Origin of the sequence: Pectobacterium peruviense (assembly GCF_003312355.2) — a bacterium.
Taxonomy (GTDB): domain Bacteria; phylum Pseudomonadota; class Gammaproteobacteria; order Enterobacterales; family Enterobacteriaceae; genus Pectobacterium; species Pectobacterium peruviense.
Window position 1 is genome coordinate 2,578,332 of record NZ_CP161826.1, and the last position, 24,589, is coordinate 2,602,920.

General features: G+C 49.0%; 21 protein-coding genes. 15 read left to right on the forward strand and 6 right to left on the reverse strand.

What is annotated here, in order from left to right:
* Positions 1–86 precede the first annotated feature (86 nt).
* From DUT67_RS11710 to DUT67_RS11725, 4 genes are all read right to left on the reverse strand, one after another.
* Complete coding sequence (locus DUT67_RS11710) at positions 87–836, reverse strand: LytTR family DNA-binding domain-containing protein (RefSeq protein ID WP_113625878.1); 750 nt, start codon at positions 834–836, stop codon at positions 87–89.
* Positions 833–2,575 carry a sensor histidine kinase gene (locus DUT67_RS11715; RefSeq protein WP_113625877.1) on the reverse strand — a complete coding sequence of 581 codons (1,743 nt, stop codon included), beginning with the start codon at positions 2,573–2,575 and terminating at the stop codon, positions 833–835. Before DUT67_RS11715 ends, DUT67_RS11710 begins: the two co-directional genes overlap by 4 nt.
* Positions 2,576–2,722: 147 nt before the next feature.
* Positions 2,723–4,891, reverse strand: coding sequence for an EAL domain-containing protein (locus DUT67_RS11720; protein WP_113625876.1), 2,169 nt, complete (start codon positions 4,889–4,891; stop codon positions 2,723–2,725).
* A gap of 392 nt (positions 4,892–5,283) precedes the next feature.
* The gene (locus DUT67_RS11725) at positions 5,284–5,541 is read right to left on the reverse strand and encodes a hypothetical protein (RefSeq protein WP_048260367.1); all 258 of its coding nucleotides are present in this window, start codon (positions 5,539–5,541) and stop codon (positions 5,284–5,286) included.
* A gap of 393 nt (positions 5,542–5,934) precedes the next feature.
* Between DUT67_RS11725 and DUT67_RS11730 the strand changes: the two genes are divergently transcribed.
* The 3 genes from DUT67_RS11730 to DUT67_RS11740 all read left to right on the forward strand — a co-directional run bounded on the left by DUT67_RS11730 (position 5,935) and on the right by DUT67_RS11740 (position 9,077).
* Entirely contained in the window at positions 5,935–6,669 is a 735-nt protein-coding gene (locus DUT67_RS11730; protein ID WP_048260370.1) for a helix-turn-helix transcriptional regulator, read from the forward strand.
* A 449-nt stretch (positions 6,670–7,118) separates the two neighbouring features.
* Positions 7,119–7,469: a Mor transcription activator family protein gene (locus DUT67_RS11735; protein ID WP_113625875.1), complete on the forward strand. Its 351-nt coding sequence runs from the start codon at positions 7,119–7,121 to the stop codon at positions 7,467–7,469.
* Between the two features lie 498 nt (positions 7,470–7,967).
* On the forward strand, positions 7,968–9,077 hold the full coding sequence (locus DUT67_RS11740) for a 4Fe-4S binding protein (RefSeq protein WP_113625874.1): 1,110 nt from the start codon (positions 7,968–7,970) through the stop codon (positions 9,075–9,077).
* A gap of 117 nt (positions 9,078–9,194) precedes the next feature.
* On the opposite strand, the gene icd is transcribed toward DUT67_RS11740, so the two are convergent.
* The gene (icd, locus tag DUT67_RS11745) at positions 9,195–10,448 is read right to left on the reverse strand and encodes an NADP-dependent isocitrate dehydrogenase (protein ID WP_113625873.1); all 1,254 of its coding nucleotides are present in this window, start codon (positions 10,446–10,448) and stop codon (positions 9,195–9,197) included.
* Positions 10,449–10,549: 101 nt separating this feature from the next.
* Between icd and rluE the strand changes: the two genes are divergently transcribed.
* The 8 genes from rluE (at position 10,550) to DUT67_RS11785 (ending at position 19,010) form a co-directional block, all read left to right on the forward strand.
* Complete coding sequence (rluE, locus tag DUT67_RS11750) at positions 10,550–11,206, forward strand: 23S rRNA pseudouridine(2457) synthase RluE (protein ID WP_113625872.1); 657 nt, start codon at positions 10,550–10,552, stop codon at positions 11,204–11,206.
* The gene (locus DUT67_RS11755) at positions 11,199–11,645 is read left to right on the forward strand and encodes an NUDIX hydrolase (RefSeq protein ID WP_113625871.1); all 447 of its coding nucleotides are present in this window, start codon (positions 11,199–11,201) and stop codon (positions 11,643–11,645) included. The genes rluE and DUT67_RS11755 overlap by 8 nt, the downstream gene beginning before the upstream one ends.
* A 138-nt stretch (positions 11,646–11,783) precedes the next feature.
* Complete coding sequence (mnmA, locus tag DUT67_RS11760; RefSeq protein ID WP_010275749.1) at positions 11,784–12,890, forward strand: tRNA 2-thiouridine(34) synthase MnmA; 1,107 nt, start codon at positions 11,784–11,786, stop codon at positions 12,888–12,890.
* Positions 12,891–12,892: 2 nt separating this feature from the next.
* A complete protein-coding gene (gene hflD, locus DUT67_RS11765; RefSeq protein ID WP_011093994.1) occupies positions 12,893–13,531 on the forward strand; it encodes a high frequency lysogenization protein HflD in 639 nt (212 codons plus the stop codon).
* Between the two features lie 191 nt (positions 13,532–13,722).
* Positions 13,723–15,093 (forward strand): adenylosuccinate lyase, encoded by a 1,371-nt coding sequence (gene purB, locus DUT67_RS11770; RefSeq protein ID WP_048260383.1) that lies wholly within the window; start codon positions 13,723–13,725, stop codon positions 15,091–15,093.
* A gap of 438 nt (positions 15,094–15,531) precedes the next feature.
* Positions 15,532–16,221, forward strand: coding sequence for a two-component system response regulator PhoP (gene phoP / locus DUT67_RS11775; RefSeq protein ID WP_011093996.1), 690 nt, complete (start codon positions 15,532–15,534; stop codon positions 16,219–16,221).
* Positions 16,218–17,672 (forward strand): two-component system sensor histidine kinase PhoQ, encoded by a 1,455-nt coding sequence (gene phoQ, locus DUT67_RS11780; protein ID WP_011093997.1) that lies wholly within the window; start codon positions 16,218–16,220, stop codon positions 17,670–17,672. Before phoP ends, phoQ begins: the two co-directional genes overlap by 4 nt.
* Positions 17,673–17,888: 216 nt before the next feature.
* On the forward strand, positions 17,889–19,010 hold the full coding sequence (locus DUT67_RS11785; protein ID WP_113625927.1) for a cupin domain-containing protein: 1,122 nt from the start codon (positions 17,889–17,891) through the stop codon (positions 19,008–19,010).
* Positions 19,011–19,083: 73 nt separating this feature from the next.
* Here DUT67_RS11785 and pepT read toward each other — a convergent pair whose 3' ends face one another.
* Complete coding sequence (gene pepT / locus DUT67_RS11790; protein WP_113625870.1) at positions 19,084–20,316, reverse strand: peptidase T; 1,233 nt, start codon at positions 20,314–20,316, stop codon at positions 19,084–19,086.
* A gap of 367 nt (positions 20,317–20,683) precedes the next feature.
* Between pepT and potA the strand changes: the two genes are divergently transcribed.
* The 4 genes from potA to potD all read left to right on the forward strand — a co-directional run bounded on the left by potA (position 20,684) and on the right by potD (position 24,550).
* Complete coding sequence (potA, locus tag DUT67_RS11795) at positions 20,684–21,799, forward strand: spermidine/putrescine ABC transporter ATP-binding protein PotA (protein ID WP_048260389.1); 1,116 nt, start codon at positions 20,684–20,686, stop codon at positions 21,797–21,799.
* Positions 21,783–22,643, forward strand: coding sequence for a spermidine/putrescine ABC transporter permease PotB (gene potB, locus DUT67_RS11800; protein WP_113625869.1), 861 nt, complete (start codon positions 21,783–21,785; stop codon positions 22,641–22,643). Before potA ends, potB begins: the two co-directional genes overlap by 17 nt.
* Positions 22,640–23,416, forward strand: coding sequence for a spermidine/putrescine ABC transporter permease PotC (potC, locus tag DUT67_RS11805; protein WP_113625868.1), 777 nt, complete (start codon positions 22,640–22,642; stop codon positions 23,414–23,416). Before potB ends, potC begins: the two co-directional genes overlap by 4 nt.
* Positions 23,417–23,506: 90 nt before the next feature.
* Positions 23,507–24,550, forward strand: coding sequence for a spermidine/putrescine ABC transporter substrate-binding protein PotD (gene potD / locus DUT67_RS11810; RefSeq protein ID WP_113625867.1), 1,044 nt, complete (start codon positions 23,507–23,509; stop codon positions 24,548–24,550).
* Positions 24,551–24,589: the final 39 nt, after the last annotated feature.

Genomic DNA, 24,589 nt, shown 5'->3' on the forward strand with positions numbered 1-24,589 from the left:
TTATGGGCTGAGGCCAGTATACAAGCGGGCTGACAGTGATTGATCGAATGGGGAATGAGATGCCTGAAACGCGGAATGAAATGCCTTTAAAGGCGCATCAATGACCTGAACTCCTTTATTTTGCTCCGGCTGACCGGGACTTCAAAATCCAGATCGTTCAAACGCAGGATATACGTATTGTTAAACCACGGCACAATTTCACGGATTTTCGTCAGGTTGACACAGTAAGAACGATGACAGCGGAAAAAATAGTCTTCCGGTAGGCGACTACAAAACTCCGTAATATTCATCGGCATGATGAATTCCTCACGGCGGGTATAAACCAGAGTGACCTTTTCTTGCGCGGCAGCGTAGTAGATATTGTTAATATCCGTGACGATAATCCGTTCGTCTTTCATTAAATTAATCGTTTGCTGTGCGCCTCTTGGTGCGCTCGAATGCGCGCCTGCTTCAACGGCGGGTGCAATTTGCCGCTGTTGCCAGGTCGCTTCCAGCTTACGCAACATCGTAATGATGCGAGATTCATGATACGGCTTGAGAATGTAATCGAAAGCCTCGACTTCAAATGCCTCGACCGCATGTTCTTTGTACGCCGTAATAAAAATGATGTAAGGCTTGTGCGCGAATTTGCTGATATTTTGCGCCAGCCAAACGCCGTCTAGCGACGGAATATTGATATCCAAAAAGATCGCATCGACTTCGTTATGTTGCAGATACTTCAGGACATCCAACCCGTCATCAAATGTTGCCTCAATCGTAATATCACTGTGCTGCTTGATGAGATAACTCAGCTCTTGCTGCGCGAGGAACTCATCTTCAACAATGATGGCTTTCATGGGTTGCCTCCTGTTTGCTCAGCAGCATAGCTTGATGACGGCACTTGCACGGCATCCGGCAGCGCCGACGGGGTTTTATCGTCTCGTGGGATGTAGAAATAAATCTCAGTCCCGGGTTCCAAACAGCGAATATGCAGGCCATCACCATAGAGCAGCCGGACCCGGTGATGAACATTCAGCAGGCCGATTTTATTCCCCGGCAATTCATTGCGCGCAACGCGATCCATCGTTTCCTGACTGATGCCGTGGCCCGTATCTTTTACCGCCACCAGCAACTTATCGCCCTGATCTTTCACGGACAGCACCACGGTTCCCTTCCCTTTGAAAGGCTGAATACCATGCACTATCGCATTTTCCACCAGCGGCTGAATTAATAAGCTAGGAATTTTGTACGCCACATCGTCGTCAATGTCGTAAATCACCGTCAACTTCGCGCCAAACCGCGCCTGTTCAATCGCGATATAATCTTGAATTTGGTACAGCTCTTTTTTTATATCAATCAGCGCATCGTCGTTGAGTTCGAGGTTATAGCGCAAATAGCGAGACAGATTGATGACCAACTGGCGCGCCGTATCGGGATTAATACGAATGGACGAGGAAATCGCATTCAGAGCATTAAAAAGAAAGTGCGGATTGATTTTACTTTGCAGCGCTCTCAGTTCCGCCTTATTTGCCATATCACGCAGTTGCTCTGTACGAGAAACCTCAATTTGCGTTGACATGATTTGCGATAGGCCGACAGCCATCACGCGTAATGAATAAGTAATTTTATGGGCATGGCGATAATAGATTTTCAGCGTGCCAGTCACCTGCCCGTGTTCCCACAGCGGGATGACAATCATCGAATGAATTTCCGGCGTAAGATGCTGTTCATCATTATTTTTAATGATGATTTTACCGTCATGGATCGCCTGCTGTGTCATCGGGCTGATAATGTCGTGGCCGATATTATATTTGTCTTCTCCAATCCCCACATAGGCCTGAATGTGCTGCGTGTTCGTTATCGCCACTGCGTCCGCATTAATTTCAGTACGAATGATCCTACAAATAGCCGTCAGTGAATCGCTGTTAATGTTGCGGAAATACGGCAGTGTTTTGTGTGCGATATCCAGCGCGAGTTTGGCCTGCCTAGCAGCAATCACCTCTTTTTCATTCGCGACGCTCTGCACCAGCAGTACAATCAGGCCAATACAGATGGAGCCAAGAATCATCGGCACGGCAATTTTTGAAACAATATCCAGCCCTAACTCGATCGGCGTCGCCCATGCAACAACCAGCAGCATGGTTAATGACTCACACAGCATTCCGCCCAGAATTCCGATACTCCACTGCTGCTCTTTTTTGATTTTCTTATTGATGTAACCGGAAGTGATACCCGCGATGATGCTGGTAATCAGGCAAGGTACAGAGGTAATGCCATCAATATCAATTAAATAACGGTGTGCTCCCGCAATGATACCCGTCGCGATCCCCACCCAAGGGCCGAAGAGAATACCGCCAGACATCACGGCAATCACCCGCACGTTGACGAGCGATCCTTCAACATTAATTCCGGAATACGTACCGAACAAAGCAAACAGAGAAAAGATGGCCGTCACCGTCACTCGCTCTCTCGGCGAATGTTGCTCTTTTTGCAGTAATTGCCGGAACTGGCGCGTTCTTGTCAGGAAGAATAGGCAAATCAGCATCAGGGCAGCGCGGTCAAAGACCGCAAGGAGCATTTCAAATATTTCGTGCACGGGACATCCGGTACTGGGTTACAAGCCAGCACTATAGAAAAAATGTGATCCACATTCCACTTTTTAGTCTGTTAACCGAGTAGGAAGCGCAAAGTATAAAAGCCAGCAGACGCTGGCTTTTAAGGAAGATTGGCACAGTACGACCATTTACACGTCTATCGGCTTATTCAATTTCAGTAGCTGAGTGAACTCCTCCGCAGGCATCGGATGCCCAAACAGATATCCCTGCGCCTCCTCACACCCCTTGCCACGTAGTCGCTCGCTCTGCTCTAATGTTTCCACACCCTCGGCAATCACACCCAGGCCAAAACTTTTTCCAAGATACAAGATCGCCCTGACAATCGCCGCATCCGGCGGAGATTCGCACATGGTTCTGACAAAGGTTTGATCGATCTTCAATCGAGTCACTGGGTAGTTTTTAAGCATGCTGAGAGAGGCATAGCCCGTTCCATAATCGTCAAATGCGATGCCGATTCCCGCTTCCCGCAGCGTCTTTAACGGTTGCATCATATTCTCGTCGTAACGCAGGATGATGTTTTCTGTAATCTCCAGTTCCAGCGAGCTGGGTTCCAACCCTGTTCGAGTGAGGGTATCCATAATTTTCTGCGCCAAAAGGCCGGTACGAAACTGCGCACTGAAAAGGTTAATGCTGATACGAAAATATTTGTCGCTAGCCTGACACCACTCTGCGGCCTGCTTACATGCTGTTTCTACGATCCAATCGCCGACTCGCTCCGCCCACGGGCCATTTTCCAGTGCGGTGAGGAATGCGGCTGGGCCAAGCAATCCTCTTTCAGGGTGACGCCAACGCAGCAGTGCTTCCGCACCAACAATCTCATTTGTCGCCAGTTTTACCTGTGGCTGATAGAACATTTCAAATTCATGCTGCTCGTAAGCCCGCACAAATTCGAGCTGAAAAGCATGCTTGGCTTGAAACACCTCAAGCAGCTCACGCGTGAAAAAACGGTAACAATTTCGACCTTCGGACTTCGCTTGGTACAGCGCTAAATCGGCGCTGGTCAAGAGATCTTGCACCGTCAATCCATAGTCGGGATACAGCACTGCGCCAATACTGGCACTAATATTGATTTGGTGATCGTCAATAATCATCGCCTGAGAAATTTCATGAATAATTTGCTCGGCAATTTTTCCTGCGACTCTTTTATCATTCAGGCCAGGAAACAGCAGTGCGAACTCATCCCCGCCCATTCGTGCCACGACATCGCCGGAACGGACCGTCGCTTTTATTTTTTTAGCGACGTGCACCAGAATATCATCGCCACTGGAATGCCCCAGACTGTCATTAACATCTTTAAATCCATCCAGATCGACCATCATGATACAGACAGCAGGTTCATTCTTTAGCGCGGTTTCGAGATTGGATGTTAATAATGTCCGGTTTGCCAACCCCGTAAGCGGATCCATGTGCGCTAACAAAAACAGCCGTTCTTCATTGCGGCGACGTTCTGTGATGTCACGCAATATCGCACCATAGCTAACATTGTCGTTGTCTTCCCACATAGAAACCGACAATTCAACCGGTACTAGGCTGCCGCTTTTAGCTTGCACATTCAGTTCCAACGTCACACCTTTCATCAGCGAATCACGGTCGGTCACTAAATGGTTGAGCTGCACGATAAAGGCATCAGGAACAATGGTATTAATATTGAGACCAATAATATCCTCATCACTGTATCCCAGCATATTTTCCGCAGCGGTATTCCAGAAGGTAATCATCCCCTTCTCATTAACACACAAAATCGTATCAGGTGAGGTATTAGCGATATTTTCAAAACGAATCTGACTGGCTTTACGCGCGAGTTCAAGACGTCGCATTTCCAGCTTGTCCATGACCAATGAAGCCAGATCCTGCATATTGTGCTCATCACGCTTGGTGAATGTCGCTCTGGGCTTCAAATCGATAATGCACAGTGTGCCAATAGCATGTCCGGACGGCGTAATTAATGGGATGCCCGCGTAAAAACGAATGTAGGGAATGCCTACAACCAGCGGGTTATTTTTGAAACGCGCATCGTTGAGCGCATCAGGCACCACCATGATCTTTTTCTTTAGGATCGTGTGGGCACAAAAAGAGATATCGCGAGACGTTTCACAAAAAGGAACCCCGACGCTGGCGGCAAACAGTTGACGTTCAGCCTCTACCAACGATACCAAAACAATAGGCGCACTAAAGATGTTAGCGGCCAAGCTAATCAGGTTACTCAAACCTGGGTCAAATAATACGTTCTTAATGCCATACTCACGAAGAGCAGCAAGACGTTTGTCTTCATCTTTGCTTATTGGGGCACGGCTCATGGGTTCCCCCCTCCCATCGTATTAATGTTCAGATTAGACAAAATTTAGCTATAAATCCAAAATGTTGCAGCAATGAGCACGACAAGAGCAACAGGCCAGCATGAGTAAACCAACGCTCCCTCTCTTGCCAAGAGCCAAGACGCATGGTGGCTGAGTGTGAGTATGGCAAAAGATCCAGACTCTATCATCCCTTAGAATCATTAATAATAACAAATGGACGTATCAATTAAGATGATAGATGAAAAACGAAATAGAAAGATACCGACGCACTCACAACGTTGAGCAATGCCGGCAGAAAAGAAAGGGGAAGGTTGGTATATTCAGAGACTCACTACCGGATAACGACAATATATTATCAAGTTATTAACAGAATATAACCAACCAAGGGATTATCAGGCGGGAAAATAGGTTATCGAGTGTTCAGGCGTGTCATTTTTTGCTCGAATAACGACATCCCAAGTTCCTGTATAAGGCACGGTTAAATACACTTCGCCTTCAGCATGACGGAAAATAGAATCCTGTGTAGCACTATTCTCTTCGGTCATCGATTCCTGTTCACCATTACTCATTTGTACTTCAAATGTATTAGCACACCGGACAATTACCGTATCACCGCCAAACAGACTTAAACACGTGCGAATTACAGACATACATCCTCCGCGACACGCAGTCATGCGCATGCTTAATGAAACGAATTTATTGGTTGTATTTCCCACAACGGGATTTTCATAAGAGCAAAATGCATACAGTCAGATTGTGATTTAGATCAAGCTACACACATGTTTAAGTCAAATCAGTAGATGGAATAAGACGATACTATGACAGCCTGACATTTATTAGAATTTTTGATAGTCAGGCGATAGCATTATTTTGATGCTGTCTCATACATCCGCACAGGTTTCACTTCGCGGAATAACAACTTAAATTGTTTTTATGGTTGTATTTATGATGACCTTCGCACACCAACGATACATAGCTTTGGTTTTTTTAAACAAGATTAATATCCACTTGATAAATTACAACCTAGGTTGTAAATTGAACGAATGAAAACGACACTTGCAGAACGATTAAAGACCGCCAGGACTGCACAAGGGCTTAGCCAAAAAGCACTTGGCGACATGATTGGTGTATCTCAGGCCGCCATACAGAAGATTGAGGTGGGGAAAGCGTCGCAGACAACCAAAATTGTTGAGCTTTCCAATGCACTACATATTCGACCTGAATGGTTGGCAAATGGCGAAGGCCCAATGCGTAGCGACAGGGTGGTTCGATCACTCCAGGAATCGAGCATTCCGCCAACATCAAAATGGGGCACCGTATCCGCTTGGGACAGCACGACAGAACTATCAGAGGACGAGGTGGAAGTGCCTTTTTTAAAGGATATTGAGTTTGCATGCGGCGACGGGCGCATTCAAAGTGAGGATTACAACGGCTTTAAGCTCCGTTTTTCCAAAGCCACGCTGCGTAAGGTCGGTGCAAATACTGACGGTTCAGGTGTTCTTTGTTTCCCGGCAGCGGGTGACAGTATGGAACCCATCATCCCGGATGGCACCACCGTTGCAGTTGATACTAACAACAAACGCATCATTGATGGAAAGCTCTACGCCATTGCTCAGGAAGGCAGTGGCAACGATAAGCTCAAGCGAATCAAACAACTTTACCGCAAGCCTGGCGGCCTCCTTGTCATCCATAGCTTTAACCGAGATGCTGACGAAGAAGCCTACGAATCCGAGGTCGAAATCATCGGCCGTGTGTTCTGGTATTCGGTACTGTTATAGCACGGCTTAGATAGCTCTTCGCTTACGTCTCTATCGCGTTTTTCATCTAACCAAAGCCGGTGAGCCAATGCGGACACCAGCTTTGTTCCGTACTTCAAAAACGTTTACCCTCTCCCAGATAACCTTACCCACGCATAACAGTTTTATACAATCACCATGTTATGGTTTTATCACCCCTTGTTGATGTTGTGTTATTCCTCCTGTCTATGTGTTGCTTTCCCGCCCTATGGCGGGATTTTTTTTGCTGCTCGTTGGCCTCTTGTCTGCATATCGCGTTACTGCGCCCACTTCCATTAACAACCAAAAACAACTCGAATTAAAACTAAAGATGTTGACACAAAAACAACTATAGTTTTAAATGAACACGTAACGCGATTGCTATCCCAGAGATAGCAATGAACAAATCCCCACATAAGCAATAATTATTTTCTTTAAGGATAAGGTGATTTATGACTGAGCAACAATTTCGCAGTAAAGGCCCTGAGCTTCTGGTCGAACTTTCTCAACACGTTGCCGATACAGTCAAAAACGTCACTGAGTTGGATCCACAAACCGCCGAACTGGTCGGCAATGCCGTTGCCAAACATATGATGACCGTATGGGGCGGACAAAATGTTTATTTCCCGATGGGGATTTCTTGGCGTGCCTCTCAGCGGGATCTCCAAATATATGAAGAATTCGATGGGCGCAATCATAGTGCTCTTGCGAAGAAATATAATGTCTCACTGCAATGGATTTATAAAATTGTCAGAACCATGAGAAAGGATGAGCTACAGGAAAAGCAAAAAAACCTAGCGTAATATAAAGAATAATAAATTATAATTTCGCGCAGAAATTAAATAAAGAAATAAAAATACAGTTTAATAAAAAAAACTTATAACCTCAATTAAAAATTAATTAAAAACTCAAGTTGCAGTGAATGCAACAAGACATTCTATTCGATGATTCAGGAAATGCACGGAATTTTAAATATAACAGATATATTCAACTATATTTTCACCAGGTAATTAATAGAATGGGTACGCTTGCGTGCCCATCATTTTTATATATCTAACACCCCGTTTTTTTTTCAGAAAAACCCCTCCAACACTATATTGAGTCATTCAATACATATGCAATGTCGCTCACGTTACTACCTATCTTCTTATACAAATCAAGCAGCTAAAAACCTCAAAAACATGCATTTGTAATGCACAAATCAATTTTTGACCGTTAAGAGCATGATAACGTTGCCCCACGATCCCTTCGGCGTGTTGAAAACGCCGAGTGAAAAAAAATAAATGGGGCAATTGAAAGCAATGAGCGAGAAAGTAAGAAAGCGGTGGCAACGCCGACCCGGAACCGTCGGCGGTAAACGTCCTTGGAACGACTGGCGTAACGCACTGACTTGGCGCAGAGCAACACAGATCCTGCTACTGACGGTCAATGTCTATATCGGCGTCACTTTCTATTTTTGGGTACGTTACTTTGAAACTGGCGGCACGACGCTTTATATGTCGAGGCCTGGCGGTATCGAAGGCTGGCTGCCAATTGCAGGATTGATGAACGTTAAGTTCACCTGGGAAACGGGTAATTCCCCCCCTATCCACCTTGCATCAATGCTATTACTTCTCGCATTTATTCTCACCAGCCTGTTGCTGAAAAAATCGTTCTGCTCCTGGCTCTGCCCTATCGGCACGATTTCCGAGTGGGTAGGTGCATTGGGGAAAAAAATGTTTGGCCGCCACTTCATTCTTCCAAGATGGCTGGACATTCCGCTACGTAGCCTAAAATATCTATTATTGAGTTTTTTCCTCTACATCGCCTTATCAATGCCAGCGCAGGGCATTTATATGTTTCTGATGTCACCTTACGGTCTGATCGCTGACGTCAAAATGCTCGGTTTTTTCCGCAATATCGGCACCGTCACGCTGGTCTGTATTTTTCTCTTTATGCTTGCCAGCCTGTTTGTCCGTCATTTTTGGTGTCGCTACCTATGTCCTTATGGTGCGCTCTTGGGCGTATTTTCGCTGCTGTCCCCCTTCAAGATCCGCCGCAACACCACCAGTTGTATCGATTGCGGCAAATGTGCGAAGGCCTGTCCCTCTAACATTCCAGTGGATAAGCTAATTCAGGTGAGAACCGCAGAATGCACAGCCTGCATGACCTGCGTCGAATCCTGTCCGGTGGCATCGACGCTCCATTTCTCACTGATTCAGCCTTCAGGATCGCAGGAAAAAGACAGTGACGCAGCCAAACCGCTATGGCGACAAACCGCACTGTCCGGTATTGCGATGACTGTACTCGTGCTCGGCATCCTTTTCGGCATAATCGGTTTCGCAATGTATACGGGAGGCTGGGACAGCCCGATTCCAGAACAGATGTACTTCCAGCTCATCCCCGGTTCACAGGGCATTGGTCACCCGTAAAGGATAATTAGGCCAACGGTGATGAATACAAAATAGGATAGTTTTGGGGAAAGGAATCTGAGGGAAAAATTAAGGGGCCAAATCGGCCCCTGATAGTCATCTGCGCTTAACTGCAGATTACATATTATCGATGATGTCTTGCGCGAACTCGCTACATTTACGCAGCGTAGCGCCTTCCATCAGACGTTCGAAATCGTAAGTCACGGTCTTGTTCTTGATCGCGCCTTCAACGCCTTTAACAATCAGGTCAGCCGCTTCGAACCATTGCAGGTGACGTAACATCATTTCAGCAGACAGAATAACGGAACCTGGGTTCACTTTATCCTGACCAGCATATTTCGGTGCGGTACCGTGCGTGGCTTCAAACAGTGCACATTCGTCACCGATGTTTGCGCCCGGAGCAATACCGATACCGCCAACCTGTGCTGCCAGCGCATCAGAAATGTAGTCACCGTTCAGGTTCATACAGGCGATCACGTCATATTCAGCAGGACGCAGCAGAATTTGTTGCAGGAATGCATCGGCGATCACGTCTTTTACAACGATCTCTTTGCCCGTGTTCGGGTTCTTGATCTTCACCCACGGACCGCCATCAATCAGTTCACCGCCGAATTCTTCACGCGCTAACTGGTAACCCCAGTCTTTAAACGCGCCTTCGGTGAATTTCATGATGTTGCCTTTGTGTACCAGCGTGAGGGAATCACGGTCGTTGGTAATCGCGTATTCGATCGCAGCGCGAACCAAACGTTTGGTACCTTCTTCGGAACACGGCTTCACGCCGATGCCACACTGCTCAGGGAAACGGATTTTGCTAACGCCCATTTCTTCACGCAGGAATTTGATCACTTTGTCTGCTTCAGCAGAACCCGCTTTCCACTCAATACCTGCATAGATGTCTTCGGCGTTTTCGCGGAAGATCACCATGTCAGTCAGTTCAGGCTGTTTAACTGGGCTAGGTGTACCTTCGTAGTAGCGTACCGGACGCAGGCAAACATACAGATCCAGCTGTTGGCGCAGTGCAACGTTCAGAGAACGAATGCCACCGCCGACTGGCGTTGTCAGCGGGCCCTTAATCGCCACACGATATTCACGGATCAGATCCAGCGTTTCATCTGGCAGCCAGACATCTTTACCGTAAACTTGCGTGGATTTCTCACCTGTGTAGATCTCCATCCAGGAAATCGCGCGCTTGCCCTGATAGGCTTTTTTCACGGCGGCGTCCACTACGTTGATCATGGCTGGCGTTACATCGATACCAATGCCGTCACCTTCGATAAACGGGATAACCGGATTGTTCGGAACAACCAGTTTGCCTTGAACATCAACCGTGATTTTCTGACCTTCTGTCGGTACAACTACTTTGCTTTCCATTAACCTCTCCTTCGAGCGCAATTTTGTTAATGACTTGTAAGATGCGTGTCAATACTACTTGAATATTTAGCCCGCGCCAATCGCAAACCATTTCGAGTATAATGCTTTTGTTATCCGCGACTATAAAGATGATGAATAAATTCCCTGTTAAAAATCACAAAGTTAAACGATTCAGCTCACAGCCAGCAAGAAAAAGGCAGCCTGAGAATACGCCGCGCCGGATTGTTTTGTTCAACAAGCCCTTCGATGTCTTGCCGCAATTCACTGATGAAGCCGGGCGTAGCACGCTGAAAGATTACATTCCGATTAGCAGCATTTATGCCGCTGGACGTCTGGATCGCGACAGCGAAGGCCTGATGATTCTCACCAATGACGGCAAGCTTCAGGCACGGCTAACTCAGCCGACGAAAAAAACGGCCAAAATCTACTATGTTCAAGTTGAAGGCATTCCTGATGAGGCCGCACTGACGCGCTTTCGTACCGGTTTGGAACTGAATGACGGTAAAACGCTGCCTGCAGGCGCGGAGATCGTGCCGGAACCTGACTGGCTGTGGCTACGTAATCCTCCGATACGCGAACGTAAAAGCATTCCTGACTGCTGGCTAAAAATTACGCTGTATGAAGGTCGTAATCGGCAAGTCCGTCGTATGACGGCGAATATCGGGTATCCTACCCTGCGTCTGATTCGATACGGCATGGCCAATCAAACCGTAGAAAACCTGTTACCCGGAGAATGGAAGGAGATAGCGGATGTTTAAACCCCATGTAACGGTTGCCTGTGTGGTACAGGCCGAGAACCATTTTCTGGTCGTCGAAGAGTTAATTAACGACAAATTATTGTGGAACCAACCCGCGGGCCATTTGGAAGCCGACGAGACGCTGATTCAGGCGGCGAGCCGTGAGCTATGGGAAGAGACCGGCATTCAGGCAGCGCCACACAGTTTCTTGCGTCTGCATCAATGGATTGCCCCAGATAACACACCGTTTTTACGCTTTTGCTTCGCGCTCGATCTGCCTCAGCGGGTCGACACCCAACCGCACGACAGCGACATCGAATGCTGTCGCTGGGTGACCGCCGAAGAAATTCTGCATTCTCGTCAGCTTCGTTCACCGCTAGTGGCCGAAAGTATTCGCTGCTATCAGCAGCCAGAACGCTATCCGTTAACCGTATTGGGCGCGTTTAACTGGCCTTTTTAGACATCTTGCCATTCCTGCCACGCGTGAGCTAACCACCACGCGGCAGGAATAGCGATGCAGCCCTCGGTTCAACATGCTAAAATATGCCGCTTGTTTTTCGCATCAATGCGCCAGTAAATTTCAGTTCGTGAGACTCCCATGTCAGATAACAGCCAGAAAAAAGTGATTGTCGGTATGTCCGGCGGTGTTGATTCCTCCGTTTCCGCTTACCTGTTACAGCAACAGGGCTATCATGTTGAAGGCCTGTTCATGAAGAACTGGGAAGAGGATGACGACACGGAATATTGCTCAGCGGCCACTGACCTTGCTGATGCACAGGCCGTTTGCGACAAACTGGGTATCGAATTACATACCGTCAATTTTGCCGCGGAATATTGGGATAACGTTTTTGAACTCTTCCTTGAAGAATATAAAGCGGGCCGCACCCCCAATCCCGATATCCTGTGCAATAAAGAAATCAAATTCAAAGCCTTCCTGGAGTTCGCTGCCGAGGATCTCGGGGCGGACTATATCGCGACAGGCCACTATGTCCGTCGTCACGACGTTGACGGCAAAAGCCGTTTGCTGCGCGGCATGGATGGCAACAAAGACCAGAGCTATTTTCTTTATACGCTGAGCCATGAACAGATTGCACAAAGTCTGTTCCCCGTCGGCGAACTGGAAAAGCCACAGGTGCGCAAGATCGCCGAAGAACTTGAACTGGCTACCGCGAAGAAGAAAGACTCTACGGGTATTTGCTTCATCGGCGAACGTAAATTCACCGATTTTCTGGCGCGTTACCTTCCCGCACAGCCCGGCCCGATTCTGTCCGTCGACGACAATAAACCGATGGGACAACATCAGGGACTGATGTACCACACGCTAGGGCAGCGCAAAGGACTGGGGATTGGCGGCGTCAAAGACGGCGGCGAAGATCCTTGGTACGTGGTGGATAAAGATGTAGCCAACAATATTCTGTATGTCGCGCAGGGTCACGAACACCCTCGCCTGATGTCGTACGGCTTAATCGCACAGCAGTTACACTGGGTCGATCGCCAACCGCTGACCGCTGAATTACGCTGCACGGTGAAAACCCGTTACCGTCAGGCGGATATTCCCTGCACCGTCACCCCACTTGGCGACGATCGCATTACCGTGCGTTTTGATGAGCCCGTCGCTGCCGTCACTCCGGGCCAATCCGCTGTCTTTTACCTGGACGACGTTTGCCTTGGCGGCGGCATCATCGAAGAACGCTTACAGGAGTAACCGTGGCTAAGAATTATTATGAAATCACGCTGGCGCTCGCAGGCATTTGCCAATCAGCACATTTAGTTCAGCAGTTGGCCCACACGGGAAACTGTAATAACGATGTGCTGCATACCTCGCTGAACAGCGTGTTGAACCTCAATCCGGCATCCACGTTGGCCGTTTACGGCAATGACGAGCAAAACCTGAAGGTTGGGCTGGAAACGCTATTGGGTATTCTGAATACCAGCAGTAACAAAGGCGCGGGTGCAGAATTATCGCGCTATACCTTCAGTCTGATCGCGCTAGAACGCAAGCTGAATGCGAAATCTGCTGCGCTTGACGAATTAGGTAAGCGCATCGGGCAGTTGGAACGCCAACTGGAGCATTTTGAGCTGCTTTCCGAAACGATTGTTAGCGCGCTCGCCGCGATTTACGTGGATGTCATCAGTACGCTGGGGCCACGTATTCAGGTTACTGGCTCACCAGAAGTGCTGAAAAACAGCCAGGTGCAAGCTAAAGTCCGTGCCGCGCTGCTGGCCGGTATCCGTTCTACGGTGCTCTGGCAACAGATTGGTGGTGGGCGCTTACAATTGATGTTCTCACGCAGTCAACTGGTCAAAGAAGCGAAACAGATATTGGCGCGTTGCCCATCCGTTTGATGGTATTCTTGCCGTTATAGCTGACGCTGGTGTGATTAAGGCCAGCGTTGCAATACTCGATTTAGTACTAAAACTGGCTGGTTCAAAATCAGTCAGTTGTTGAAACTCGTTATTATCGAAACTACGTGTTCTTAAAACCAATTGTTCTTGAAAATAATTGTTATTGAAACCAATCTCAGGAGTTGCTTGCGATGGAATTATCCTCACTGACCGCCGTTTCCCCTATTGATGGACGCTACGGCGATAAAGTCAGCACATTGCGCACCATTTTCAGCGAATTCGGTTTGCTGAAATTCCGTGTGCAGGTTGAAGTACGTTGGTTGCAAAAACTGGCAGCCTGTGCAGAGATCCAGGAAGTTCCTGCATTTGACGCTGACGCAAACGCTTTCCTTGATAAAATTGTCGCCGAATTTAGCGAAGAAGATGCGGCCCGCATTAAAACGATCGAGCGTACGACCAACCACGATGTGAAAGCCGTTGAGTATTTTCTGAAAGAGAAAGTCGCTGCTATTCCAGCACTGCATGCCGTTAACGAATTCATCCACTTCGCCTGTACCTCAGAAGACATCAACAACCTGTCTCACGCACTCATGCTTGATACCGCTCGCCGCGACGTCATCCTGCCGCACTGGCGCCAGATTATTGATGCGCTGAAAACGCTGGCACAGGAATACCGCGATATCCCGCTGCTTTCCCGTACACACGGTCAGCCAGCCACGCCATCCACCATCGGTAAAGAGTTCGCTAACGTGGCTTACCGTATGGAGCGCCAATATCGTCAGCTGCAACAGGTTGAGATTCTGGGCAAAATTAATGGTGCTGTCGGCAACTATAATGCCCATCTGGCAGCTTACCCGGAAGTAGACTGGCATCAGTTCAGCGAAAGTTTCGTTACCTCGCTGGGCATCAACTGGAACCCGTACACCACACAGATCGAACCGCACGATTACATCGCTGAGCTGTTCGACTGCATCGCACGTTTCAACACCATTTTGATCGACTTTGACCGTGATATCTGGGGCTACATCGCACTGAATCACTTCAAACAAAAAACCATTGCGGGCGAAATCGGTTCCTCTACCATGCCACATAAGGTTAACCCGATTGACTTCGAAAACTCGGAAGGCAATCTGGGGCTGTCGAACGCCGTACTGGCGCACCTGGCCAGCAAATTGCCGGTTTCTCGCTGGCAGCGCGATCTCACCGACTCTACCGTGCTACGTAACTTAGGCGTGGGTGTGGGCTATGCACTGATTGCGTATCAGGCCACGATGAAAGGCATCAGCAAACTGGAAGTGAACCGCGATCGTCTGGCTGACGAACTGGATCACAACTGGGAAGTGTTGGCAGAGCCGATTCAAACCGTGATGCGCCGCTACGGGATTGAAAAACCGTACGAGAAACTGAAAGAACTGACACGCGGCAAACGTATTGATGCGACGGGTATTCAGGCATTTATCGATGGTCTGGAATTACCTGAAGCGGAAAAAACGCGTCTGAAAGCGATGACGCCAGCCAACTATATTGGCCGCGCTATCGCCATGGTCGATGACCTGAAATAAGCGTTCTCAAACAAAATTTCGTACTCCCTCTGGCGGGCGCCCTGCCCGCCAGTTTTCTCGCTCACCATACTCTAAATAATTCGGGTTTCAGGTAGGCGGCAAGCGAAGGACAAACTCGTCGGGAACGAATTTGACCAGCCAACGGCTGGCCTTCGGTGAGAGACAGGAAGTCTCTCATTTCATCCCGATGAGCTTACTCAAGTAAGTGATTCGGGTGACTGAGCGTAGCCAACACACATGCAACTCGAAGTATGACGAGTATAACCATTTCCAGCCTGTTTATACCCGGTTTACCCTTCCTGTGGATAATTTAACAAATAAAATAAATGACTTTCTCTGCGTATAATGCTGATACGCGGGAGCGACAGACGTGAAAGATAGGCTACATAAAAGCATTTCAATAAATATGATTCTATCTATTCGACAGAGGATATAACGATGCGGATTCTGGTCGTTGAAGATAATGTATTGCTACGCCATCATTTAACCGTTCAGATGAACGAAATGGGGCATCAGGTTGACGCGGCGTCTGACGCTAAAGAAGCAGATTATTTTCTGCATGAAAACATGCCGGATATTGCGATTGTCGATCTCGGATTGCCCGATGAAGATGGCATGAGCATGATTCGTCGCTGGCGTGCGCATCAGGTCAAACTGCCTATTCTGGTGTTGACCGCCCGTGAAGGCTGGCAGGACAAAGTGGCCGTGCTGGAAGCGGGGGCGGACGATTACGTGACTAAACCGTTCCATATGGAAGAAGTGGTGGCGCGTTTGCAGGCGTTGATGCGGCGCAATAGTGGTTTGGCATCACAAATTATCAGTCTGCCGCCCTTCGAGATCGATTTGTCGCGCCGCGAACTGATGATCCACAGCGCCCCAATCAAGCTGACTGCGTTTGAATACACGATTATCGAGACGCTGATTCGCAACAAGGGTAAAGTCGTCAGCAAAGAGTCGCTGATGCTACAGCTGTATCCCGATGCGGAACTACGGGAAAGCCACACCATTGATGTACTGATGGGACGGTTACGCAAGAAAATTCAGCAGGCGGACGCGCAAGATGTAATTACTACCGTACGCGGACAAGGATATCGCTTTGATATTGATACGCCCTCAGGCCCAGTATGAGTGATAAGAAGCAGCCTTTCTCGCTTCGCATTCGTTTTCTACTCGCGACAGCGGCCATCGTGCTGGCGCTGTCGTTGGCCTATGGCGTCGTCGCCATTATCGGTTACAGCGTCAATTTTGATAAAACCTCATTCCGCCTGTTACGTGGCGAAAGTAACCTCTACTACAGCCTTGCACAGTGGCGCGATAACCAGTTGAATATCGTCACGCCCCCCGATGTCGACATCAATTTCCCCACGCTGGTGTTGATATATGATGAGAATGGCAACGTACTCTGGCGCGAAAAGCATGTTCCCGAGCTGGAAGCGCTGATAAAACCAGAGTGGCTGAACAAGACGGCCTATCACGAATTGGATACCGACACCGATACCAGCAGCGCGGTATTAACAGGCAATACCTTATTACTGAGCAGCCTGCGGGCGCTGAATGGCGCACATAGCAATGCGCTAACCCATTCCATCGCCGTGAACGTGTATCCCAAGACCGATCATCTCCCCTCCATCACCATTGTCGTCGTTGACCGCATCCCGCAAGAGTTACAACAGGAAGACGTGGTGTGGGAATGGTTCAGCTATGTCTTGATCGCCAACCTTCTGCTGGTGCTTCCCCTGCTTTGGCTAGGCGCTCACTGGAGCCTGCGCCCTATTCAGCATCTGGTAAAACAGATCGCTGAACTGGAAAAAGGCACGCGCGATCAGTTGGATGAAAAGCCGCCACGTGAGTTGTTCAGTTTGGTGAAAAACCTGAATATTCTGCTGAATAACGAACGCCAGCGCTACCATAAATATCGCACGACGCTCACTGACCTCACCCACAGTCTGAAAACGCCGCTGGCGGTCTTGCAGACCACGTTACGCGCGCTGCGTACCGGCAAAGAAATCACTATCGATCAGGCTGAGCCGATCATGCTGGCACAGATCAGTCGCATCTCACAGCAGATTGGTTATTACCTGCATCGCGCCAGCGTGCGCTCCGAGCATAATCTGCTGATACGTGAAGTACACTCGGTTCCGGCGCTGCTGGATGGCCTGTGTTCTGCGTTAAATAAGGTGTATCAGCGCAAAGGCGTGGTATTGACGCTCGATATTCCACCCGAGCTGACCTTCGTGGGCGAGAAGAATGATTTTATGGAAGTACTGGGCAATATCCTTGATAACGCCTGTAAGTACTGCCTGGAATTTGTTGAAATCAGCGTGCAATATTCCGATCACAAGCTGCATCTGATTATCGATGACGATGGCCCCGGCATCCACGAAAGCAAGCGCGAAATGATCTTCCTGCGTGGGCAACGAGCCGACCGCATGCGCCCCGGACAAGGTATCGGTCTCGCCGTTGCCGTCGAAATTATCGAACAGTATCAGGGTGAGATCCTCATCAGCGACAGCGCACTGGGTGGTGCCCGAGTCGAGGCCATTTTCTCCCGCCAGAACCTTAGTTCGAACGAAGGGTGAAAGACAGTACAGCCAGCAATGCTTCCGCTATACTCGTCATACTTCAAGTTGCATGTACGTTGGATTAGTTCTCTTACCGCCTGCATGAAACTCGAATTATTTAGGGTATATACTTATTGTCAAAATGCGGATTGTTTTAAAATACGGATTACTTCAAGAAAAATCATGTCTTCAAGAACAGTCATTTCCTCAAAAAACGAATTTCTGGAAAACGGTATGGACTATCAACTTAATCTCGACTGGCAGGATTTTTTAGCGAACTACTGGCAAAAACGTCCGCTCCTGATTAAAGGCGGTTTTACCCATTTTATCGATCCGATTTCACCCGATGAACTTGCGGGTCTGGCATTGGAAAATGAGGTCGATAGCCGGCTAGTCAGCCATCAGAATGGGCGTTGGCAGGTGAGCCATGGTCCTTTCGAGAGCTACGACCATCTGGGTGAAAGCAATTGGTCGCTGTTAGTGCAGGCGGTCGATCACTGGCATGAGCCCTCTTCCGCCTTGATGCAGCCATTTAGACAACTGCCAGACTGGCGTACTGATGATTTGATGATTTCGTTTTCCGTTCCCGGTGGTGGCGTAGGACCACATCTGGATCAGTATGATGTTTTCATTATTCAGGGAACGGGACGTCGCCGCTGGCGTGTCGGTGAAAAAATACCGATGAAGCAGCACTGCCCGCACCCAGACCTGCTTCAGGTCGACCCGTTTGAAGCCATTATTGATGAAGAGCTGGAACCGGGCGATATCGTGTATATTCCGCCGGGCTTCCCGCACGAAGGCTATTCGCTGGAGAATTCGCTCAACTACTCCGTGGGTTTCCGGGCGCCAAATGCTCGCGAACTGGTCAGCGGTTTTGCGGATTATGTGCTTTCCCGCGAACTCGGCAGCTATCGCTACAGCGATCCCAACATCCCATCCCGAGATCATATCGCCAGCGTATTGCCGCAAGAGCTGGATGCACTGCAAAAAATGATGCTGGAGCTAGTACAGCAACCGGAACATTTCCAGAACTGGTTTGGTGAGTTTATTTCCCAGTCTCGCCATGAGCTTGACCTCTCGCCACCGGAACCACCGTATCAGGCTGGCGAGGTGTATGAGTATCTGCAACAGGGTGAACCACTGCGTCGTCTAGGCGGTCTGCGTGTTATCTGCGTTGGGGATGGCTGCTTCGTTAACGGGGAGAAAGTGAACAGTACACACAAGGAAGCGCTGTTTGCGTTGGCTGAGCACCCCGCCATCAATGCGGAACTGCTGGGTGATGCGCTGGAAGATCCTTCTTTCCTTGCGCAGCTCACGGTACTGATTAACAGCGGTTACTGGTATTTTGCGGATTAAAACCAAGATAATCGGTTACACAAGAATAAGGCGGGAATTTCCCGCCTTATTCGTCTCTGCAAAATGGTAATGCTTACGGCTTCGCACGCAGCGCAGTCAGCTCTGCAATGCGCATAATCACAGACACGGCCTTTTCCATTCCTTCCAGCGTGACAAATTCATGTTTGCCATGATAGTTGTAGCCACCGGTAAACAGATTTGGGCATGGTAACCCTTGGAATGACAGGTGTGCGCCGTCAGTACCACCGCGAATTGGCTTCATATTTGGCTCAATATCACAATCCCGCATCGCCTGCTGTGCCAGCGCGATAATGTGCGGATGCTGCTCAACCTGCTCACGCATGTTGTAGTAGGTATCAGTAATCGTGACTTCAATGTAGCAATCTCGGTGCAGCCCCGCGCCGACCTTTTCCGCAATATCCAGCATTGTCTGTTTACGCTGTTCAAAGCCGTTACGATCGAAATCCCGGACGATATAGTGCAAGTCAGCCCGCTCTACAGAGCCTTTCATGTTGTGAAGATGGTAAAACCCCTGATAGCTTTCTGTCTGCTCCGGTGATTCACTCTCAGGCACATGCTGATGATAGCGAGAGGCCAGTGTCAGCGCGTTCACCATCACGCCTTTGGCGCTACCAGGATGTACATTATTACCGACAATTTTCACCTGAACCGACGCGGCATTAAAGTTTTCATACTCCAGTTCGCCGACGCCACCGCCGTCTACGGTGTAAGCCCACTGCGCGTTAAACGCTTTGACATCAAAAAACTGCGCGCCCTTGCCAATTTCTTCATCAGGCGTAAAGGCAATACGAATATCCCCGTGCGGCAGTTGGTTCTTTCTCAGACGCACCAGTGCGGTAATAATTTCTGCGATCCCTGCTTTATCATCGGCTCCCAGCAGCGTTTTGCCGTCTGTCGTAATCAGCGTGTGCCCCAGTAGTTGGTGTAGCACTGGGAACATGACGGGCGACAGCACTTCATCCCCCATGCCCAAGGCAATGTCACCACCGCGATAGTTTTCTAGAATCTGCGGATTCACATTTTTGCCGCTAAAGTCTGGCGACGTATCCATATGTGAAATAAAGCCGATAGCAGGTACTGACCAGGCAACGTTCGCCGGAAGCGTCGCCATCAGGCAACCTTGTTTGCTAAGTACGATCTGCTCAAATCCCAGTTCGAGCAGTTCTTGCTGCAACGCACGCGCCAGTTTCAACTGGCCGTCGGTACTCGGCACCTGCCGAACACCGGATTTAGACTGTGTATCAAACGAAACGTAGTTTAAAAATCTGTCGAGTAATTTATCCATCTTATGCCCCCTGAACCCTGAAAGGCATTATGGATAGGGCTACCACGGCAGATATTGCGTCAGGTCAGTTTTTTTCCGATTTAACAAACCATAGGACTAGAATTCAGAGCAAAAAGCGGTAGCAGCGTCACGAAGTGTTCCCAAATCAGGTAACAATAAGGAAACATGCGTGCTAATTCATTGGCTGAATCACCGCCATTCACGTCTATAGTGGCAGGAAGTCGGGCCACACAAGTTGGCGTTAGGTAACGTTTCCCGTAAAATGCCGCCCTTAACCGCGCACGCTAGCTGAAAGGTGATAACCCTTGGCACGATCGCAACGGAGATGCCGTTGATCTGCCAAATCAGGAAATAGAGCTATACCTTAATGAAAGAAAACTCCCTGACTGTGCCAGTCGTTGAATTGCTCAACGTCCATAAAGGCTTTGATGGTAAAGACATCATTTCGCATTTTAATCTCACCATTAATAACGGTGAGTTCCTGACGATCCTCGGGCCATCCGGCTGCGGAAAAACCACCGTACTGCGTCTGATAGCGGGTCTGGAAACGGTCGATAGTGGCAGCATCATGCTGGAAAAGCAGGATATTACCCACCAGCCGGCTGAGCAGCGACACGTTAATACCGTATTTCAAAGTTACGCGCTATTCCCTCATCTCAGCGTGTTTGAGAACGTGGCATTTGGCCTGCGTATGCAGAAAACACCTGCCGCAGAAATAACGCCGCGCGTAATTGAAGCACTAAAAATGGTGCAGTTGGACGAGTTAGCACAGCGTCGCCCACACCAGTTATCCGGTGGCCAGCAACAGCGCGTTGCTATCGCCCGCGCCGTCGTCAACCAGCCGAAGGTTCTGCTGCTGGATGAATCTCTGTCCGCACTCGATTATAAGTTGCGCAAGCAGATGCAGAACGAGCTTAAGGCGCTGCAACGCAAGTTGGGCATCACCTTTATTTTCGTCACGCACGATCAGGAAGAAGCGCTGACCATGTCCGACCGCATCGTGGTGATGCGCGAGGGTTGCATCGAGCAAGACGGCACGCCGCGTGAAATCTACGAAGAGCCTAAAAATCTATTCGTCGCCAGTTTTATCGGCGAAATCAATATTTTTGATGCCATCGTACTAGAGCTATTGGATGAACAAAGAGTACGCGCTCAGGTCGAAGGCCACGAATGCGTGATCACCGTCAGTTTTCTGGTCAACGTCGGACAACACCTTAACGTGCTGCTGCGACCGGAGGATTTACGCGTTGAAGAACTGGGCGACGGCATGCAGGCTGAAGGGATGGTTGGCTACGTGCGCGAGCGCAACTATAAAGGCATGACGCTGGAATCCAACATCGAGTTGGAAAACGGCAAAATGGTCATGGTCAGCGAGTTCTTTAACGAAGACGATCCCGACTTCGATCATTCACTCAACCAGAAAGTGGACGTTACCTGGGTGGAAAGTTGGGAGGTAGTCCTGCACGATGAAGACGTCGCGTAAACGCTTTCAAAATATCATTATCACACTCATCGTTGCCTGGCTGGTGCTGTTTGTTTTCCTGCCCAATCTGATGATCATCGGAACCAGTTTTCTGACGCGCGATGACACGCATTTCGTCAGTCTGGTCTTTACGCTGGAAAACTATACGCGTCTGGTCGACCCGCTTTATGCTTCAGTACTACTGCATTCGCTGAACATGGCCGTTATCGCTACGCTCTGCTGTTTACTGCTGGGCTATCCGTTTGCCTTTATTCTGGCGCGTTTACCGAAAAAAATTCAGCCACTGATGCTGTTTCTGCTGATTGTGCCGTTTTGGACTAACTCACTGATCCGTATTTACGGGCTAAAAATTTTCCTCAGCACGCGTGGTCATCTGAATGAATTTTTGCTCTGGACCGGCCTAATCGATACGCCGCTGCGGATTATGTACACGTCTGAAGCGGTGATTCTCGGCCTGATTTACATCCTGCTGCCGTTCATGGTGCTACCGCTCTACTCCAGTATTGAAAAACTCGATAAAGCCTACCTTGAAGCCGCCCGCGATCTGGGTGCCAATAAATGGCAAACCTTTATTCGCGTGGTGATCCCGCTGACTATGCCGGGAATTATCGCTGGATGCTTGCTGGTGTTGCTGCCCGCCATGGGGCTGTTCTTCGTGGCCGACCTGATGGGTGGTGCAAAGAATTTGCTGATCGGTAACGTCATTAAAAGCCAGTTCCTTAATATACGTGATTGGCCGTTTGGTGCTGCCACCAGCATCTGCCTGACGTTAGTCATGGGCGTACTGCTGTTTATCTACTACCGCACGGCTCGACTGCTGAATAAAAAGGGAGAGCTGGAATGACTGGACGCTTAATCCGCGGTGGATTTATGTCCATCATTTACGCTTATCTGTACATTCCGATCATTATTCTGATCGTGAATTCATTTAATCAGGCGCGTTTTGGCATCAACTGGCAGGGATTTACGCTGGATTGGTATCGGCTGCTGATGAACAACGACAGCCTGCTTCAGGCCGCACAGCACTCGCTGACGATGGCGGTGTTTTCCGCGACGTTTGCCACGCTGATTGGCTCTCTGACAGCCGTCGCGCTGTATCGCTACCGTTTTCGCGGCAAGCCTTTTGTCGGCGGCATGCTGTTCGTGGTAATGATGTCGCCGGATATCGTGATGGCAATTTCGCTACTGGTGCTTTTCATGTTGTTGGGCATCTCACTCGGGTTCTGGTCGCTGCTGTTTTCCCACATCACATTCTGCCTGCCATTCGTGGTGGTGACCGTCTACTCGCGTCTGAAAGGGTTTGACGTACGAATGCTGGAAGCCGCGCGCGATTTAGGCGCCAGCGAAGTGATTATTCTGCGCAAGATTATTCTGCCGCTGGCGATGCCCGCGGTGGCCGCCAGTTGGCTACTCAGCTTTACGCTGTCGATGGATGACGTGGTGGTTTCTTCGTTTGTCACCGGGCCCGCGTATGAAATTCTGCCCTTGAAGATTTACTCAATGGTAAAGGTCGGCGTATCCCCGGAAGTCAATGCGCTGGCGACGATCCTGCTGATTCTGTCGCTCCTGCTGGTGCTCAGCAGCCAGCTAATTTTACGTGACCGCACCAGAAAATAAGATTGCAGCTCGCACGATAAATACCGTTATTTTCATCTCTGTCGGCATCAGACAGGTATTTTCTTTGGGACCTATAAGGAGGTAAACATAATGAAAAAGTGGCCACACCTACTGGCAGCGTGCGCGATGGCGTTCGGCATCAGCACCGCCAATGCCAACGATGGCAAAACGCTCTATTTCTATAACTGGACCGAATACGTGCCGCCGGGTCTGTTGGAACAGTTCACTAAAGAAACGGGAATCAAGGTGATTTACTCCACCTATGAATCCAACGAGAGCATGTACGCTAAGCTGAAAACCTATAAAGACAGCGCCTACGATTTGGTCGTGCCGTCGACCTATTTCATCTCCAAGATGAGTAAAGAAGGCATGCTGCAAAAGATTGATACCCGCAAGCTCAGCAACTTCCATAATCTCGATCCAAACTTGCTACATAAATCTTTCGATCCAAACAACGATTACTCTATTCCCTATATCTGGGGCGCAACGGCGATTGGTATTAATCATGAAGTGATTGACCCTGCCAGCGTCACCGGTTGGGCCGATCTGTGGGATACGAAGTACAAAAATAGCCTGCTGCTGACGGACGATGCACGTGAAGTGTTCCAAATCGCCCTGCGTAAGCTGGGTTATTCCGCAAACACCACCGATCCTAAAGAGATTGAGGCAGCCTATAAAGCGCTGCAAACCCTAATGCCGAACGTGTTGACGTTCAACTCGGACAACCCCGGTAACCCGTTCATTGAAGGTGAGGTTAATCTGGGTATGATATGGAACGGTTCTGCCTATGTGGCACGTCAAGCTGGCACACCGCTGGATGTCATCTGGCCCAAAGAAGGTGGCATCTTCTGGATGGACAGCCTGGCAATTCCAGCCAACGCCAAGAACGTCGACGGTGCGATGAAGCTGATCGACTTCCTGCTGCGCCCAGACGTGGCGGCTCAAGTTGCAGAAACTATCGGCTATCCAACACCTAATCTGGCGGCAAAGAAACTACTACCACCTGAAGTTTCAGGTGACAAAACACTGTACCCAGATGATGAAACCATCGGCAAAGGCGAATGGCAGAACGACGTTGGCAGCGCCAGCACGCTGTATGAAACTTATTTCCAACAGCTAAAAGCGGGTCGTTAATCGCGAGATATCGTGTCACGTGATAGCAATGCTGCTTCT